The sequence below is a fragment of the Yersinia aldovae 670-83 genome (genome assembly GCF_000834395.1).
Taxonomy (GTDB): Bacteria; Pseudomonadota; Gammaproteobacteria; order Enterobacterales; family Enterobacteriaceae; genus Yersinia; species Yersinia aldovae.
The window spans coordinates 3,242,293-3,257,900 of the sequence record NZ_CP009781.1; the positions used below are offsets into that span (position 1 = coordinate 3,242,293).

Consider the following 15,608-nt stretch of genomic DNA (forward strand, 5'->3'; position numbering starts at 1 on the left):
TCACTCAGTTTTGTAATACCGATGAAACCAGTAACTGGGTATAAGGGTGATGTGGGTCATCCAGCACCCGGTCAGTTAGGCCACTTTCGATAACTTGCCCCTCTTTCATCACCAGCAGGCGGTTAGCCAATAAGCGGGCAACCCCCAAGTCATGGGTGACAATCACCACCGCCAATTGCATTTCCACCACCAGATTGCGCAGTAAATCCAGTAAGCGCGCTTGCACTGACACATCAAGACCGCCAGTCGGTTCGTCCATAAATACCAGCTTTGGATGTGTCACCAGATTGCGGGCAATTTGCAGCCGCTGCTGCATCCCGCCGGAGAAGGTGGTGGGCAGGTCATCAAGACGGGATAAGGGGATCTCGACATCTTCCAGCCAGCGGCCTGCTTGTTGGCGTATCTCGCCATAATGGCGTTGGCCAATAGCCATCAGCCGCTCGCCGATATTGCCGCCCGCCGAGACTTGTGGCCGCAGCCCATCGAGTGGGTGCTGATGCACAACGCCCCATTCGGTGCGCAGTAAACGGCGGCGTTGGCTTTCGGCCATCTGATACAAATCAACCGCTGATTGGGCATCAGGGCGATAAAAAATTTGCCCATGCTGCGGTGCCAGGCGGGCTGAAATGGATTTCAGCAAGGTGGTTTTACCGGAGCCAGATTCACCAACAATCCCTAACACTTCACCGGGATACAGTTGGAAAGAGACATCACTGAACCCCTTACCTGGCGCATACAAATGGGTAAGATTCTCCACCGACAACAGCGGGTGAACAGCAGCGGATGGGGAGATAATCTGTTCAGTAATCATGAATATTGGCCTCTGATGCGGTAGCTTGAGCCAGTTGCTGCTGGCAAAAATCAGTATCCGAACAAACAAACATCCGGCTGCCCTTATCGTCCATCACCACCTCATCGAGATAACTGTGGCGCGAGCCGCACAAAGCACAGGGTTCATCCCATTGCTGCACGCTAAAGGGGTGATCGTCGAAATCCAGACTTTCCACTTTGGTAAAAGGTGGCAGGGCATAAAGGCGCTTTTCACGACCGGCCCCAAACAGTTGCAGCGCGGGCATCATGTGCATTTTGGGATTATCAAATTTCGGAATGGGCGACGGATCCATCACATAGCGATCATTCACTTTCACCGGGTAGGCATAGGTGGTCGCGATATGGCCGTAGCGAGCGATATCTTCATACAATTTCACCTGCATCACGCCGTATTCCTCCAGCGCATGCATTTTGCGTGTCTCGGTTTCGCGCGGTTCAATAAAGCGCAGCGGCTCTGGGATCGGCACTTGATAGATAAGGATCTGATCCTCGGTCAGCGGCGTTTCTGGAATGCGGTGCCGGGTCTGGATCAAGGTGGCGTCAGTGGTTTTTTCGGTGGTCGCCACTCCGCTGACCCGCTGGAAGAAGTGGCGGATCGACACCGCATTGGTGGTGTCATCGGCTCCCTGGTCGATCACTTTCAGCACATCGTAACGGCCAATCAGGCAGGCGGTTAACTGAATGCCACCGGTGCCCCAACCATAAGGCATCGGCATCTCACGCCCGCCGAATGGCACCTGATAACCGGGGATGGCCACGGCTTTCAGTAACGCGCGGCGTAATGTTCTTTTGGTTTGCTCGTCCAGATAACCCAGATTGTAACCGGTGAGAACTTCAGTCATGGCGCGGCTCCTGTTGTTCTGCGGCTGCGGATAAATGCTCGCGGCGCAGGCGCTTGAGTAACGCCAGCTCCGCTTGAAAATCAACGTAATGGGGCAGTTTGAGATGAGAAACAAAACCGGCGGCTTCGACATTGTCGGCGTGGGATAATACAAACTCTTCATCTTGCGCTGGGCTGGCGACATTTTCGTCGTATTCCCGGCTTTGCAAGGCGCGATCCATCAAGGCTATCGACATGGCTTTGCGCTCACCACGGCCAAATACCAAACCGTAACCGCGCGTGAAATGCGGGGGTTCTGCTGCCGGGCTGACAAAACCATTCACCATTTCGCATTCGGTGAGTAAGATCTCACCGATATCAATCGCAAATCCCAGTTCTTCCGGCTCAATTGAAATGGTCAGCGCGCCGGTGCGGATCTCGGCGGCGAATGGATGAGTTCGACCATAACCGCGCTGGGTGGAATAGCCCAGCGCCAGCAGGAAACCTTCATCACCGCGCACCAGTTGTTGCAGCCGGGCTGAGCGATTACACGGATAAACCGGTGGGTTGCGGGTGATATCTTCCGGCGGGGTGCCGTCATCCTGCTCAACTTTTGCTAATTGCTGTTGTGCTAATAAATCAAACACATGAGCGCAATTATTTTGCGGTACAGCTTCTGGCGATATTTCCCTGCGATTGAGCGCGTGCGGCGCTTCACCCGAGGCCAGCAGGGTGAAATCCAGTAGTCGATGGGTGTAATCATAGGTGGGGCCGAGCACTTGCCCGCCGGGCAAATCTTTGTAAATGGCGGAGATGCGCCGCTCCAGCCGCATATTGCCAGTTGCCAACGGTTGGCTGACGGCCAGACGCGGTAATGTGGTGCGGTAGGCGCGCAGCAGGAAAATCGCTTCGACCAGATCACCGCTGGCTTGCTTGATGGCCAATGCAGCCAGTTCGCGATCATAAATACCGCCCTCAGTCATCACCCGATCTACCGCCAGACCTAGCTGTTGCTCGATCTGTTCGCAATCGATAGCCGGGATCTGTGTATCACCACGGCGCTGGTGTTCGAGTAATTGGTGGGCTGCCGCAATGGCTTTTTCGCCCCCTTTGACTGCAACGTACATCAGCACACCTCCACATGGGTGGTTCGTGGGATAGCCATTAGGTTCTCGCCGCAGGTCAACAGAAAATCGAGGCCGGCAGGGAATGCGATCGGGCGGTTAAGCAGGTAATTCAGCACGGTAGAGGGTAATTGCGGAGCCACAGTACGGTGGTGCTCAATTCCCGGCCCGCGTAGGCGCAGAGGCACACCCAGGTGCAGACTGGTGGCCTGAAGAATAACGGTGGTGGAGTGCTCTGGCGAAAGTTCACTACCCGCCGGGCAGCTAATCAAGAATTCTTCTTTTATCTCCTTGTCAAATAAAGAAAAAAGTGAATTTTTGATGCTGGTTGTCAGCGGCGCTCCGCAATGAAAACGTATATTCTGTTGCACGGCATCATGGTTGAGCGGTTCATCCAGGTAGAGCGGCGTTTCCTGATCAACCAGGGTCAGCAGGATGCTGGTGGTGGCGGGATTTAATGGCTGCCAGCCGCTGCTATGGGGCAGTGAAACGACAACTCCCGGTTCGCTTAATGCCTTGAGAATACGGCGAAAAGTGTGCTGAGCATCATCAACCGGCTGGTCGAAATGGTTTAACAGGCTCATTAGTCTTCTCCTCGCACCAGGGTGAAGAAATCCACTTTACTGGTGGCGATAGCGCGGGCGCGCAATTCCCGCCGCTCCTGCTGTATGGCCGCGAGCGGATGAATGACGGTTTTCAGCAGCAATTCACTCAGACCGGCTGGTTTGCCGTTAAGGGTGGAAAGCTGTAATAACGCATCTAATAGCGCGCAGAGTTCTGCATGAGGTTTATTGCGCCCGGCAATGTAGCTGTAACCATAAATATCGGTGCTGTGGTTGAGTTTGATTACCGCGCGGGTGAGGGTCATATCGCCCAGAATAAACCGGCGGCCAGTGCCGCCCATTCGCGCCTGTAATTGGCTCAAACCAATCTCTGGCGCACGGATCACCTGATATTGCGGTGCCAGATTCAAGGATTGCCAATGGGCCAGCAATTGCGCCGGTTGGCTGTGGGCCAACACCGACATCCAGCCCTGCCGGGTGTTAGAGATACTTTCCATTTAATGCTCCATGGTCAGTTCAATCATGTCGGCGCGCGTCAGGCTGACGGAGTACTCCGCCACCTGCTGGCTATCAACACGGATATTCAAGGTGCGCACACAGAGCAGCGGCGCATGGGTGGCAATCTCAAGTAAACGGCTCTCTTTGGCCTGAGCACGGCGTGCGCTAATGCGAGTCTGGCTACGGCTTAAAGGCTGTTGCAGATGTTGGCTGATGAATTGATGTAGTGAACCGGCGTTAAACTGCTGTAACGCGGGCCACCAACTCAAATCCGGCAGGTAGTGATCGATAACGCAGACCGCTACACCATTGACTCGCCGCAAGGTGCGTAAATGGATCACTGTCGCCCCTTCATCCAATGACAGCGCTTTGGCGACATGCTCAATGCACGGGCGTAAGACGGCGAGTAAGCGCTCACTGGTGGGGTCACTACCCTGATCTAATACGTTTTGGCTAAAGCGCGCATTGGCATGTAGTGGGTAGTCATAAGGGCGCATTAATACCAGAATGCCGATACCTTGCCGACGTTGCAGCCAGCCGCGTTCGACCAATTCATCGACCGCCCGACGCAGGGTATGGCGATTGACCTGATAACGTTCGGCTAGCTGCTGTTCAGACGGCAGATAATCCCCGCAGCGATAAGCACCGCGCAGCTCTTGTTCTAACTGGGCCGCAATTTGTTGATAGCGGGTGGGATAACTGGTCGGTGGTCTAGATAAGTGCATGGCAGATAACCCCTCTGTGTGCATCATCACGTCTGACGGCCATCCACAATGAAACACAAGGAGCAATACGGATAAGCAGGTGGCGGATTGTCATGGTGATAACCAGTAAGTTTTCTCACCCGCTATGCTGGCGGTTTTTAATGACAGTAGGGTTAAGCTGAGATGGCGGAACGATGAAGTTTTACAGTTTGATAAACCGTTTTGCAGATGTGAGCTGAGCTTGAAGGGGAATTAAAGGGCAGTAGCCGCCATTCTGCACGCGGGAGAGTGTACAGAATGGCTAAAATAAATTACCGCAGGTGATGGATAACCTGGTTATCGCTACCGCGCCAAATAAGCGACGGGTCTTTTAGGTCTTGTACGAATTTGCCATCGACCAGCACATTGATTAAATCCACCACTTGCTGTTGGTCGGCGGTCAGTTCAGCCAGGGTGTAGCCGGTCCAGAGCCAGATATCTTTGCCGTCGCATTCATTACGTACTCGCTTAACCAGTTGTAGAATAGCAGACAGATTCTGCGGATGCAGCGGATCACCGCCGGAAAGGGATAGCCCTTGGCGGCGGATGCGGGAATCGTTCAGATCCGCAATTATCTTATCTTCCATTTCTTGGGTAAATGGTTTACCCGAATTCAGTCGCCAGGTGCTTTTGTTATAACAACCCACACATTCGTGTACGCAGCCAGAGACGAACAGCGTACAGCGAGTGCCAGGGCCGTTGATAACATCGACCGGGTAATATTGATGATAATTCATAATCAGTGCTTCCCTCGTACTTGAAGCCGCAGGGGTGTTCGCTACGTTCACTTACCCGAATCACTTACATCAGTAAGCTCATCGGGATAAGTTCGCTTGCTGCCTACCTGCAACTCCAATTACTTTGGGCCTTCGTCTTTAGTGGGTTAGCCCAGTTGTCCGTTTACCAAATGCTTAACGCGCCGCTTCACTTCTTCTTGCTTACCGGCGTTAAAGGGCCGTGCATCCGGGCTGCCCAAATAGCCACATACCCGACGGGTGACTGACACTTTTGATGGTTCATGATTGCCGCATTTCGGGCAGGTGAAGCCCTTGCTGGTACAGGCGAATTCGCCAGTGAAGCCGCACTCGTAGCATTCATCAATTGGCGTGTTGGTGCCGTAATAGGGCACTCGGCTGTAGCTGTAATCCCAGACATCTTCCAGCGCTCTGAGGTTATGCTGCAAGTTAGGGTATTCGCCGTAACAGATGAAACCGCCATTAGCCAATGGAGGATAAGGCGCTTCGAAGTCCAGTTTATCGTACGGGTTAACTTTCTTTTCAACATCCAGATGGAAGCTGTTGGTGTAATAACCTTTGTCGGTAACACCTTCTACTACGCCAAATTCGGCGGTATCCAGGCGGCAGAAGCGATCACATAGGTTCTCGCTCGGCGTGCTGTACAAGCTAAAGGCGTAGCCAGTTTCTTCTTTCCAGCTATCGGTGGCTTGTCTCATGCGCTCGACGATAGCCACGCCTTTTGCACGTAACTTTTCGTCATCAAAGACATGGGCTTGATTGCCAAATAGCGCATTCACCGTTTCATGAATACCAATAAAGCCCAGCGAGATAGATGCGCGGCCATTTTTGAAGATTTCAGCGATATTGTCATCGGCTTGCAAGCGCACACCACAAGCGCCTTCCATATACAGGATGGGGGCCACGCGGGCTTTGATCCCTTCCAAACGAGCAATGCGGGTCATCAAGGCTTTCTTGGCCAGCAGCAGGCGCTCATCCAGTAATTGCCAGAATTTCTCTTCATCGCCTTGGGCTTCCAATGCGATACGTGGCAGATTCAGGCTAATAACCCCAATATTATTGCGGCCATCGTGGATCTGCTTGCCATCTTCCTCATATACACCGAGGAAGCTGCGACAGCCCATTGGCGTTTTAAAGGAACCGGTCACTTTAACCACTTGATCGTAATTGAGAATATCGGGATACATGCGTTTGGTGGCACATTCCAGAGCTAACTGTTTGATATCGTAGTTAGCATCGCCAAATTTATGGTTCAGGCCATCGCGGATAGCAAACACCAGTTTCGGGAACACCGCGGTTTTACGGTTTTTGCCCAAACCGGCAATGCGATTACGCAGAATCGCTTGCTGAATCATGCGCGATTGCCAATTCGTGCCTAGCCCGAAACCGAAGGTGACAAATGGCGTCTGGCCATTGGCGGTATGCAGGGTATTGACTTCATATTCCAGCGATTGGAAAGCGTCGTAACACTCTTTTTCGGTGCGTGACATGGCATAACCGGCAGCATCCGGGATCTGCCACTCTTCAGCGACCGCCTTATGTTTGTTAAAACTTTCAGTGACAAACGGTGCCAGAATTTCATCGATGCGGTTGATGGTTGTGCCGCCATAGATATGGCTGGCGACCTGCGCGATAATCTGCGCGGTCACGGCGGTGGCGGTAGAAATGGATTTTGGCGGCTCTATTTCCGCATTACCCATTTTAAAACCTTGGGTTAACATGCCATCAAGATCGATCAACATGCAGTTGAACATCGGGAAGAATGGCGCGTAATCCAGGTCATGATAGTGGATTTCACCGCGTTCATGCGCCAAGACCACATCGCGCGGCAAAATATGTTGTTTGGCGTAGTGTTTCGCCACAATACCGGCCAGCAGATCGCGCTGAGTCGGGATGACTTTACTGTCTTTATTGGCATTTTCGTTCAGCAGCGCTTTGTTGCTTTGCTCTACCAAACCCTGGATTTCCTGATTGAGGTGACCACGCAGTTCGCGCGAGATATCCCGGTCATGGCGATATTCAATATAGGCGCGGGCTAACTGCTTGTATTGACCGGCCATCAGTTGGTTTTCGACCGCAGTTTGGATGTCGCGGATATCAACTTTCGGCTGGTTTTCCATCGTCTGAGCGACCACACGGGCAACAGTTGCACAATAATCTGCGTCCACCACGCTAACCGCCAGGGCTGCGCGCTCGACAGCTTCCTTGATCCGCACCTCATCAAAAGATACCTGACAACCGTCCCGTTTAATCACTACTGTTTTCACAATGTCGCTCCTGTATCCTGCCGCGTAGGATTAGCCACAAGACAATCTTATCCACAAGGCAAACCGCAGCACATAAGGGCTGCGAGGGGGTGTGGATGGTTTTGTGGATAACTACTACATATAGATGTTTGAATTCCTATAAACACTATATATGGGTGGCGACATAAGTGACAGCCAACTAATTTGACTTAGAACAAAGAAATCGCCGTTAGGTCTATTCCCTGTTCAGTGCGTCACAAAAGTGACATTTTTATGTGACTTATTGTGCGGATAAAGCGTGATGTGGGCCGAAATATTTTAACAGAAAATCAACCCAGACTCGTACTCTGGGGGGTAAATTGGCGGAGGCATAATAAAGCCATACGGGTGTCGGGGCGGGCCAGTGATGAGTCATTACCGGCATCAGGCTGCCCTCGGCAAAGTGGGGCGCTGCATACCATTGTGCCACAGAGGTTATCCCCATATCGGCTAAGGCGGCATGTAGCAGAATATCCGGTTGAGAAGAGATCAAACGACCGGACAACTCTAACGATTGCTCCTCATCGTTCTGCTGCAATCGCCATTTTACTATTCGGCCATTTGATGGATTACGGTGTAATAAACACTGATGTTGATAGAGATCCGCTGGGCGGGTGGGAGAACCTGTGCGGGCGAGATAAGCAGGGGATGCCGCCAGCACCATTTGCATTGGGTAAAACTGACGGGCAATCAAGCGGCTATCGGGATCGATACGCGTGCCGATACCGACATCAAAGCCTTCACCGACCAGATTTACCACTCTGGCCTCCAGCGAGAGATCCAAATCAATCAGTGGATAGCGTGCCATAAATTCTGGAATCAGTGGCATTAATAGTTGGCGGCCAAAACCAGGAATAACACTCACCCGCACCGTACCACTGGGTTGCTTATCATCACTACGTACGGTATCCAGTGTATTGGACAGCGCCTGCCACAGTGGTGCCACCCGTGCTAATAACGCCTTGCCTTCATTCGTCAGCACCACACTGTGGGTATTACGCTGAAACAAACGCAGTGCCAGCTTTTCTTCTAATACGCGAATATTTTTACTGACAGCGGCAGGGGTTACCCCTAATTGGCGTGCGGCGGCGGAAAAATTCTCACACTGAGCGGCGCTGAGAAAAGCGGGCAATAAACGATGGACATCAAAAGGCAGCGACATGGTTGATACCTTGAGTTGAAATTAATATGACTGATAGCAGCCTACACCCACGGCGCTAAAGATGAAAAGATAGTTTGATTAATCCTGTTGGAGAATGAACATGTCTCGTATTTTAGTGCTGACCGCCCACCGGACACCTGATGAGTCCCGTATCAACCGTCGGTTAATAGAAGCTCTTCGTCCACTGCCAACTGTCACCGTGCATGAACTGATTCGTGAATATCCAGATTTTCAAATTGATGTCGCCCGCGAACAAGAATTGCTGGAATCGCATGATGTGATTGTGATGATGTTTCCATTTTACTGGTATAGCTCACCGGCTATTTTAAGTGAATGGCAGGATGCGGTGTTAACTTACGGTTTTGCCTATGGCAGCAGTGGCGACAAGCTACAGGGTAAACCGTTGCAGTTGGTGGTTTCCACCGGCGGGAAGGCTCAGGATTACACGCCACAGGGCTATAACCGTTACCCAGCGCTGGATTTGTTATTGCCCTTCCACGCGATGGCCAATATGACGGGTATGGATTTCCTTCCGCCCTATTTAGTGCAAGGGGCCAATGCGATGGAGGAAGATACCTTGGCGCGCTATGTTCAAGGTGTGGTGGAAGTGATTAAGGGTTTTTAATTGATATGATTGTGCGTGTACAAATTTAGTATAAATTTGATATTTGGTTGAGCTGATGTTAGTTTGCTTGAAGCATGAGTGACCATTGCAGGAGAAATGACCATGACCACGACAATGTCTCAAAAAGCAGCGAGAGAAGGGCTGGGATCGCCTGACCTTTTTGACGGTGGTGTTTTTGTCACAAAAAATGGCGTCGCTGAGTTGTTTGTTCAACCCGCAGCGGAAAGGGAGGCGGAGATTAGGGAGCGTAATCTTGAGCGCCAATCAAATGCCCTGCTGAAGCTGGTGATGCTGGCTAAACAGGATATTAAAAACCAGCAAGGCATGTCACCGGAAGAAACGCTAAGGAAGCTGCGCGCTGCGCGCAAGTAATAATATTGAGGTTAGGAATGCCCCAAATAATTATATCACCAGCAGCAGAATGGACTCTTCAGGATATCGAATCCTTTAAAAGCGCTACTATGGGGCCGGTTAAGGCTGGGGAGTTCGTTGATAATTTATTGATATCATCAATAACAGCGATCAGTGAAGATCCGGTCCGCTATCGTTTTAACTCAATGTTATCAGATAGCGGTGTGCAATTGCGTGAGCGGCTGGATCCCGGCAGTGAGTACCGCGTCATCTATGACTATGATGGTCAAGCTGTGGAAATACTGGCTTTTGTCAGTATGAAACAAGATTTAGAACGGCTTCTCTACCGCTACCTCATGTTTCGATAGCATTCAGTACTCGATTTTGCCGGGTACTGAACGGCCTTTGTTGTCCTATAAAGTGCTACCCCATAAAATGTTCCGCCAACTCAAGATCCCGCCGCGTAAACTCTCTCACAATTTTCCCACTCTCCATCATGGCTGCACGCTCGGACATATGTGCCACCACCTCACTGTCATGGCTGACCAATAAATAGGTCATGCCATGTTCGCGTTTCAAGTGATTGAGCAGATTGAGGATTTCCGCTTGCACTGACATATCTAATGCTGAGGTTGGTTCATCCAATAGCAGCAGTTTTGGTCGCAATAGCAGGGCGCGGGCAATGGCAATACGCTGGCGCTGGCCTCCGGAGAATTGATGTGGGTAGCGCTGTGCTGCCGATGCCGGTAAACCTACTTGTTCTAGAGCTTGGTCAATCCGTTGCTGGATATTCTTTTCGCCGTGAATCTTTAATGGCTCGCCCAGCGTACGCTGAATGTTATGCTGCGGATGCAGCGAGGCATAAGGATCTTGGAACACCATTTGCACGTCTTTGCGCAGTTGGCCGGTGAAGCGCTTACCCGGCTGTAACGGTGTGCCCAGCAAGGTTATCTCGCCTTGCCACTCGCGCTGCAAACCGGCCAAAGTACGTAACACGGTGGATTTACCACAGCCAGATGCCCCAATCAGGCTGAAAGTCTCACCTTCTTCAACCGCAAAACTGACCGACTCAACCGCTGTTTTTAGCTGATTCTTTTGGGCAAAGCTGACCCGTAGATTTTTGACTTCAATCAGTGCCACGGGAACCTCCAGAGAAATCAGCGCTGCGGTCTAATACCGGCAGATCCGTGCCATAGGTACTGGCATTCGGGCGGCAAGCCCATAAGGTGTGGGTATAAGGGTGAGTCGCATGGGGCAGGTCAGCCGCCACGCCTTGATCCACCAGTTTCCCCTGATACATCACCAACACCCGATGACAATGTTCTGCCACTAACGGCAGGTCATGGCTGATCAGCAGCAGACTCATATTACGCTGTTCAGTCTGTTCGACGATCAACTCCAGTATTTGGTTACGCAGTTTGGCGTCCAATGCGGAGGTTGGCTCATCAGCAATTAATACCCGTGGGTTATTCACTAAAGCGATAGCTAACATGGCGCGTTGGCCCATACCGCCGGAAAGTTGGCTGGGGTAGCTGTGCCAGACGCTTTCATTGAGGCCGACTGAGGCTAGCGCATTCAATACTCGCTCGCGGGTATCCGCGCGGGAAAGCGTGTTATGCAGCAGCAGGGATTCTTCAATTTGTTTCCCCACGGTGCGCACCGGATTCAGTGCATAGCGCGGGTCTTGCAGCACCATCGCAATTTCACTGCCACGCAGCGCAGCCCATTGTTTAGGCTTTAGATGCAGCAGATTGTGTTCGATAATCTGGCTAGAATTGCCTTGCTCAGGGGGCGTGTCAGAGTAATAACGCAGTTTCTTGGCACTGACTTTGCCCGGAGCGCGTACTAATCCCATCAATGCTCTGGCGGTGACTGATTTACCGGAGCCGGACTCGCCGACTAAGGCAACCCGCTCGTGGCCGAGCTGGAAAGAAATATTATCCACCACCCGCTGTTGTTTAAAATCGACACACAGGTTTTCAACCGCGAAAATTTTATCAGTCATGGTGGGGATCCAAAATATCGCGCAGGCCATCGCCTAACAGGTTAAATGCTATACTGCTCAGTAAGATAGCGCAGCCCGGAATGGCGGCAATCCACCATTGGTCAAAGATAACCTGCATACCGTCGGCAACCATTGCACCCCATTCCGACATGGGGGGACGCGCGCCCAAACCGAGGAAACCTAACCCGGCGGCGGCTAAGATAATACTCGCTAAATCCAGAGCCAGACGAACCACCGCAGAAGGCAGGCACATGGGCAGAATATGGCCCCATAGCAAGCGCAACCCTTTGATTCCCATCATTTCAGCCGCCGCCAGATAATCACTTTTACGTAATAACTGAATCTCGGCTCTGGCCTGACGGGCATAGGCCGGCCAAGCGGTCAGCGCCAATGCTAAGGCTCCGTTAAGCAGGCCCGGCCCCAGCATGGCAACAAAAGCAAACGCCAGTATCAGCCGTGGCATGGACATCACCACATCGGTAATGCGCATCAGAATACGTTCGAGCCAGCCGCCGTAATAACCGGAAAGCACCCCGACCAGCAAGCCGAGCGGCAAGGTTATTACGGTAACCAGTAGCACCAGCCCCAAGGTGGGGCGCGTGCCATAAATCAGGCGCGACAGCATATCGCGGCCATAACTGTCAGTTCCCAGCCAGTGAACTGCGCCCGGAGGTAGCAACCGGTCGGCCGCGTTTTGCCAGTTGGGATCAAAGGGTGCCAGCCACGGGGCGAAAATCGCGATGAACACCAGTGAGGAGAGAATAAACAGCCCCATGCTGGTGGAGGGGGAATGCTTTAGCGTGTGGCAGATTTTTGTTATCGGTATCGACATATCAGCGCGTTCTCGGGTCCAGCACACGAACCAGTAAGTCCGTCACATTGTTAATCAGAATAAAGCACATCCCAAGCAGCAAGGTTCCGCCCATAATCGCTGTGGTATCCCCGGCGAACAGCGCGCTGGTCAGGTAGCGGCCAATCCCCGGCCAGGCAAAGACGGTTTCGGTGAGCACCGCGCCTTCCAACATGCTGGTATAAGCCAACGCGATAACTGTCAGCAAGGTGCCACGGATGTTCGGTAACACATGCATCAGCAGAATCCGCATCTCCCCTGCGCCTTTGGCGCGCGCTAGCGTGATGTACTCTTTATTCAGTTCACTCAGGCAGGCCGAACGGGTCAGGCGAGTGATGCTGGCCAGCGCATAGTAAGAGAGCAGGGCGACCGGCAAGATCAAATGGGCCAAGGCATTACTAAATGCGCCAGCATCGCCGGAACGCAAAGTGTCTATCAGGGCGAACCCGGTTTTTGCTTCCACGGTGTATTGATAGATATCGTCCAGACGGCCAGGGCCAGGGCTCCATTGCAAACGTGCATAAAACAGCAGCAGCAGCAGCAGACCAAGCCAGAAGATCGGTACGGAGTTACCTAACAACGTGATAAAGCGGATAGTGGCATCCAGCTTGCTACCGGCCCAGCGGGCGCACAACAAGCCGAGGATAACCCCCAGAGTGGCACCTATCACCAGCGATAATGTAGCCAGTTCCAGTGTTGCCGGGAAAACGGCCAGTAGCTCGTGTAGAACCGGCTGGCCACTGGCACTGGCTATACCTAAATCGCCATGAGCCAACCGCAGTAGATAGTCCCAGAACTGCACTGGCAAGGGCTTATCCAGCCCTAGTTGATGCCTTACCTGCTGATATGTTGCTTCACTGGCGTGATCGCCCACCACTTGCAACACCCGGTCCACCGGCGATAACGCCGACAGGAAAAAGGTGATAACCAGCAGGCCAAATAAGGTCAGGGCCAGGGTCAATAATCCCTGTAAAAAGCCCCAAAGACGACGCCGGGATTGGGCACCCGGCGTTTGATTTAGTGCGACAGACATCGACTAGCAACTCACTATTTCACAAATAAATTTATCAATATATCAACCAACTAACAACCCTGTAACTTCAAGTACGCAGGGAATAGGTTATTTGCTGACACGGTCATAATAGACCATATCGGCATTCAAACCTTGCTGATAGCCTTTTACATTATCTCGCAGTACAACTTGTGCTTTGGCTTGATCTATAAAGATATAAGGCGAGCTTTGTTGTAACTGTTGCTGCAACTGGGTGTAACGCTCAGTTCGCTTAGCAGGGTCTGTTTCTGCAACTGCCGCCAAAGTCTGTTTATTCAGTTCAGGGATAACCCAGCCATTTAAACTGGCAACGGTGCCGCCTTTGCCATCATTGTAGGCAAAAGTGCTGGCGTTGGAGTGTGCATCGAAATAATCCGGTATCCATAGACGGATAGCGGACTGATGCTGTTTAGCACGCACCCGGCCGTAGACCTGACTGCCCGCCGCTGGCAGCAACACCAGTTTCACGCCACCTTGTGCAAAACTTGCCTGCAACGATTGGGCGATGGTGATGAACGGCGGTTTATTCTCGACATCCAGTGTCAGCGAGGCATCCTTGATACCGGCTTTTGCCAGGATCTCTTTGGCTTTAGCGGGATCAAAAGTAAACGGGTTGTTTTCCAGCGCGCCCGGTAAACCGACCGGCAAGAAGCTCTGATGAACGAAATACTGTCCTTTTAACAGATCTTTAGTAATTCCCTGATAATCAACCAGATAGCGGGCTGCTTCCCACAATGCCGGGTTGCTTAACAATGGGTTTGCTGCATTGGCGGTGTTAAATACCAGATAGTTTTGCTCCGCCGATGGGATCTCAACTACGTTAACGCCAGCCTGATTTTTCAGCGCTGCGGTCTGATCTGGCCCTAATTCACGCGCGATGTCAGCATCACCTTGCTGAATCAGCAGGCGGCGGGCGCTTGGGTCCGGTACGTTTTTAATAATGACATTTTTAACCAGCGGCTTATTACCCGGTGAGGTGAGGTTGGCATCCAGTACGATAGCCTGGTGCGGCTGATAAACGCGCATTTTGAATGGGCCACTGCCAGCGGAATTCATCTTCAACCAGGCATTGCCGTAGTCGTCTGCTTTAACATGGGCGGTAACGGCTTTCTTATCAACAATCGAGGCAATTGGTGTTGATAAGATATTTAGCGCCACTGCTGGGCTGACATCCGCACTCCAACTCAGTAGCACAGTATCGTTATCGAGTTTCTTCAGATGTTGGTCGATATTGCTGGCATCCCAACCTAACACGTTGAGGATAAAGGCCGGTGAACGGTTCATTTTGACCGCTCGGGTATAGGAGTAAATCACGTCATCGGCCTGCACCGGATTACCGGAAGAAAACACCGCTTTTGGCCGCAATTTAACGGTTAACGTTTTGGCAGCGGCATCGCCTTGCCAGCTTTCTGCCAGAGCCGGCACTACTTTGGCTGGATTATCACGATCAGCTTGGACTAAGCGTTGATACAGGCTGGGTACGGTCTGAATACTAGAAAGCTCGTTACTTTCTGCCGGGTCAAGACTAACAATATCATCCAGGGATTGCACTACTACTAGTGTATCCGGTGGCGTTCCTGCTAATGCGCTACCAGATAGTGCTGCCAAAACCAATAATGACAGAATTTTTGCTTTCATTGAGACTCCCCAAGATAGATTATGCCATCTTATTTTTTAGCATAGACAGCACATATTGATCGTTAACATTCGCCGGAAATTGTTGTTTTTTCGACTGTTTACCGCATTTTCTCACAATAGTAGCTTTGCTGTCTGTGGTCAAAGTCTCAAGGGTTATTTGTTATAACAATTAGTGATAAAGCGATATTAAAAAAAATAATAAACATGAGCTGATTTAGATAAGGGGCTGAAGCATTACCACGGATGAGGTCAGTCAATATTTGTTAAACACGTCTCACACTGTGAATCGCGATCTGGTTATAATGAA

17 protein-coding genes are annotated in these 15,608 nt (G+C 51.6%); 3 read left to right on the top strand and 14 right to left on the bottom strand.

Features of this window, described 5'->3' with window-relative positions; genetic code table 11:
- Positions 1-4: 4 nt before the first annotated feature.
- The 9 genes from phnK to AT01_RS14775 form a co-directional block, all read right to left on the bottom strand.
- On the bottom strand, positions 5-811 hold the full coding sequence (gene phnK, locus AT01_RS14735) for a phosphonate C-P lyase system protein PhnK (RefSeq protein ID WP_042547654.1): 807 nt from the start codon (positions 809-811) through the stop codon (positions 5-7).
- On the bottom strand, positions 801-1,673 hold the full coding sequence (locus tag AT01_RS14740; RefSeq protein ID WP_042547655.1) for an alpha-D-ribose 1-methylphosphonate 5-phosphate C-P-lyase PhnJ: 873 nt from the start codon (positions 1,671-1,673) through the stop codon (positions 801-803). Before AT01_RS14740 ends, phnK begins: the two co-directional genes overlap by 11 nt.
- The gene (locus tag AT01_RS14745; protein ID WP_042547656.1) at positions 1,666-2,778 is read right to left on the bottom strand and encodes a carbon-phosphorus lyase complex subunit PhnI; all 1,113 of its coding nucleotides are present in this window, start codon (positions 2,776-2,778) and stop codon (positions 1,666-1,668) included. Before AT01_RS14745 ends, AT01_RS14740 begins: the two co-directional genes overlap by 8 nt.
- Entirely contained in the window at positions 2,778-3,359 is a 582-nt protein-coding gene (phnH, locus tag AT01_RS14750; protein WP_042547657.1) for a phosphonate C-P lyase system protein PhnH, read from the bottom strand. The genes AT01_RS14745 and phnH overlap by 1 nt, the downstream gene beginning before the upstream one ends.
- On the bottom strand, positions 3,359-3,835 hold the full coding sequence (phnG, locus tag AT01_RS21380) for a phosphonate C-P lyase system protein PhnG (protein WP_042547658.1): 477 nt from the start codon (positions 3,833-3,835) through the stop codon (positions 3,359-3,361). Before phnG ends, phnH begins: the two co-directional genes overlap by 1 nt.
- Positions 3,836-4,561 carry a phosphonate metabolism transcriptional regulator PhnF gene (phnF, locus tag AT01_RS21385; protein ID WP_042547659.1) on the bottom strand — a complete coding sequence of 242 codons (726 nt, stop codon included), beginning with the start codon at positions 4,559-4,561 and terminating at the stop codon, positions 3,836-3,838.
- Positions 4,562-4,851: 290 nt separating this feature from the next.
- A complete protein-coding gene (nrdG, locus tag AT01_RS14765) occupies positions 4,852-5,316 on the bottom strand; it encodes an anaerobic ribonucleoside-triphosphate reductase-activating protein (protein WP_042547660.1) in 465 nt (154 codons plus the stop codon).
- Positions 5,317-5,462: 146 nt separating this feature from the next.
- On the bottom strand, positions 5,463-7,601 hold the full coding sequence (gene nrdD, locus AT01_RS14770; RefSeq protein WP_042547661.1) for an anaerobic ribonucleoside-triphosphate reductase: 2,139 nt from the start codon (positions 7,599-7,601) through the stop codon (positions 5,463-5,465).
- 259 nt (positions 7,602-7,860) lie between these two features.
- Positions 7,861-8,781, bottom strand: a complete 921-nt coding sequence (locus AT01_RS14775) for a LysR family transcriptional regulator (RefSeq protein ID WP_042547662.1) — start codon at positions 8,779-8,781, stop codon at positions 7,861-7,863.
- 100 nt (positions 8,782-8,881) lie between these two features.
- Between AT01_RS14775 and AT01_RS14780 the strand changes: the two genes are divergently transcribed.
- From AT01_RS14780 to AT01_RS14790, 3 genes are all read left to right on the top strand, one after another.
- Complete coding sequence (locus AT01_RS14780; protein WP_042547663.1) at positions 8,882-9,406, top strand: NAD(P)H-dependent oxidoreductase; 525 nt, start codon at positions 8,882-8,884, stop codon at positions 9,404-9,406.
- Between the two features lie 102 nt (positions 9,407-9,508).
- Positions 9,509-9,778 carry a hypothetical protein gene (locus AT01_RS14785; protein ID WP_042547664.1) on the top strand — a complete coding sequence of 90 codons (270 nt, stop codon included), beginning with the start codon at positions 9,509-9,511 and terminating at the stop codon, positions 9,776-9,778.
- Between the two features lie 17 nt (positions 9,779-9,795).
- Positions 9,796-10,125: a type II toxin-antitoxin system RelE/ParE family toxin gene (locus AT01_RS14790; protein ID WP_042547665.1), complete on the top strand. Its 330-nt coding sequence runs from the start codon at positions 9,796-9,798 to the stop codon at positions 10,123-10,125.
- Positions 10,126-10,180: 55 nt separating this feature from the next.
- Here AT01_RS14790 and AT01_RS14795 read toward each other — a convergent pair whose 3' ends face one another.
- The 5 genes from AT01_RS14795 to AT01_RS14815 all read right to left on the bottom strand — a co-directional run bounded on the left by AT01_RS14795 (position 10,181) and on the right by AT01_RS14815 (position 15,301).
- Positions 10,181-10,897 carry an ABC transporter ATP-binding protein gene (locus AT01_RS14795; protein WP_042547666.1) on the bottom strand — a complete coding sequence of 239 codons (717 nt, stop codon included), beginning with the start codon at positions 10,895-10,897 and terminating at the stop codon, positions 10,181-10,183.
- On the bottom strand, positions 10,884-11,762 hold the full coding sequence (locus tag AT01_RS14800) for an ABC transporter ATP-binding protein (protein WP_042547667.1): 879 nt from the start codon (positions 11,760-11,762) through the stop codon (positions 10,884-10,886). Before AT01_RS14800 ends, AT01_RS14795 begins: the two co-directional genes overlap by 14 nt.
- Positions 11,755-12,588 carry an ABC transporter permease gene (locus AT01_RS14805; protein WP_082039772.1) on the bottom strand — a complete coding sequence of 278 codons (834 nt, stop codon included), beginning with the start codon at positions 12,586-12,588 and terminating at the stop codon, positions 11,755-11,757. Before AT01_RS14805 ends, AT01_RS14800 begins: the two co-directional genes overlap by 8 nt.
- Positions 12,589-12,595: 7 nt before the next feature.
- A complete protein-coding gene (locus AT01_RS14810) occupies positions 12,596-13,645 on the bottom strand; it encodes an ABC transporter permease (RefSeq protein ID WP_042547669.1) in 1,050 nt (349 codons plus the stop codon).
- An 87-nt stretch (positions 13,646-13,732) separates the two neighbouring features.
- Positions 13,733-15,301, bottom strand: coding sequence for an ABC transporter substrate-binding protein (locus AT01_RS14815; protein ID WP_042547670.1), 1,569 nt, complete (start codon positions 15,299-15,301; stop codon positions 13,733-13,735).
- Between the last annotated feature and the right edge of the window lie 307 nt (positions 15,302-15,608).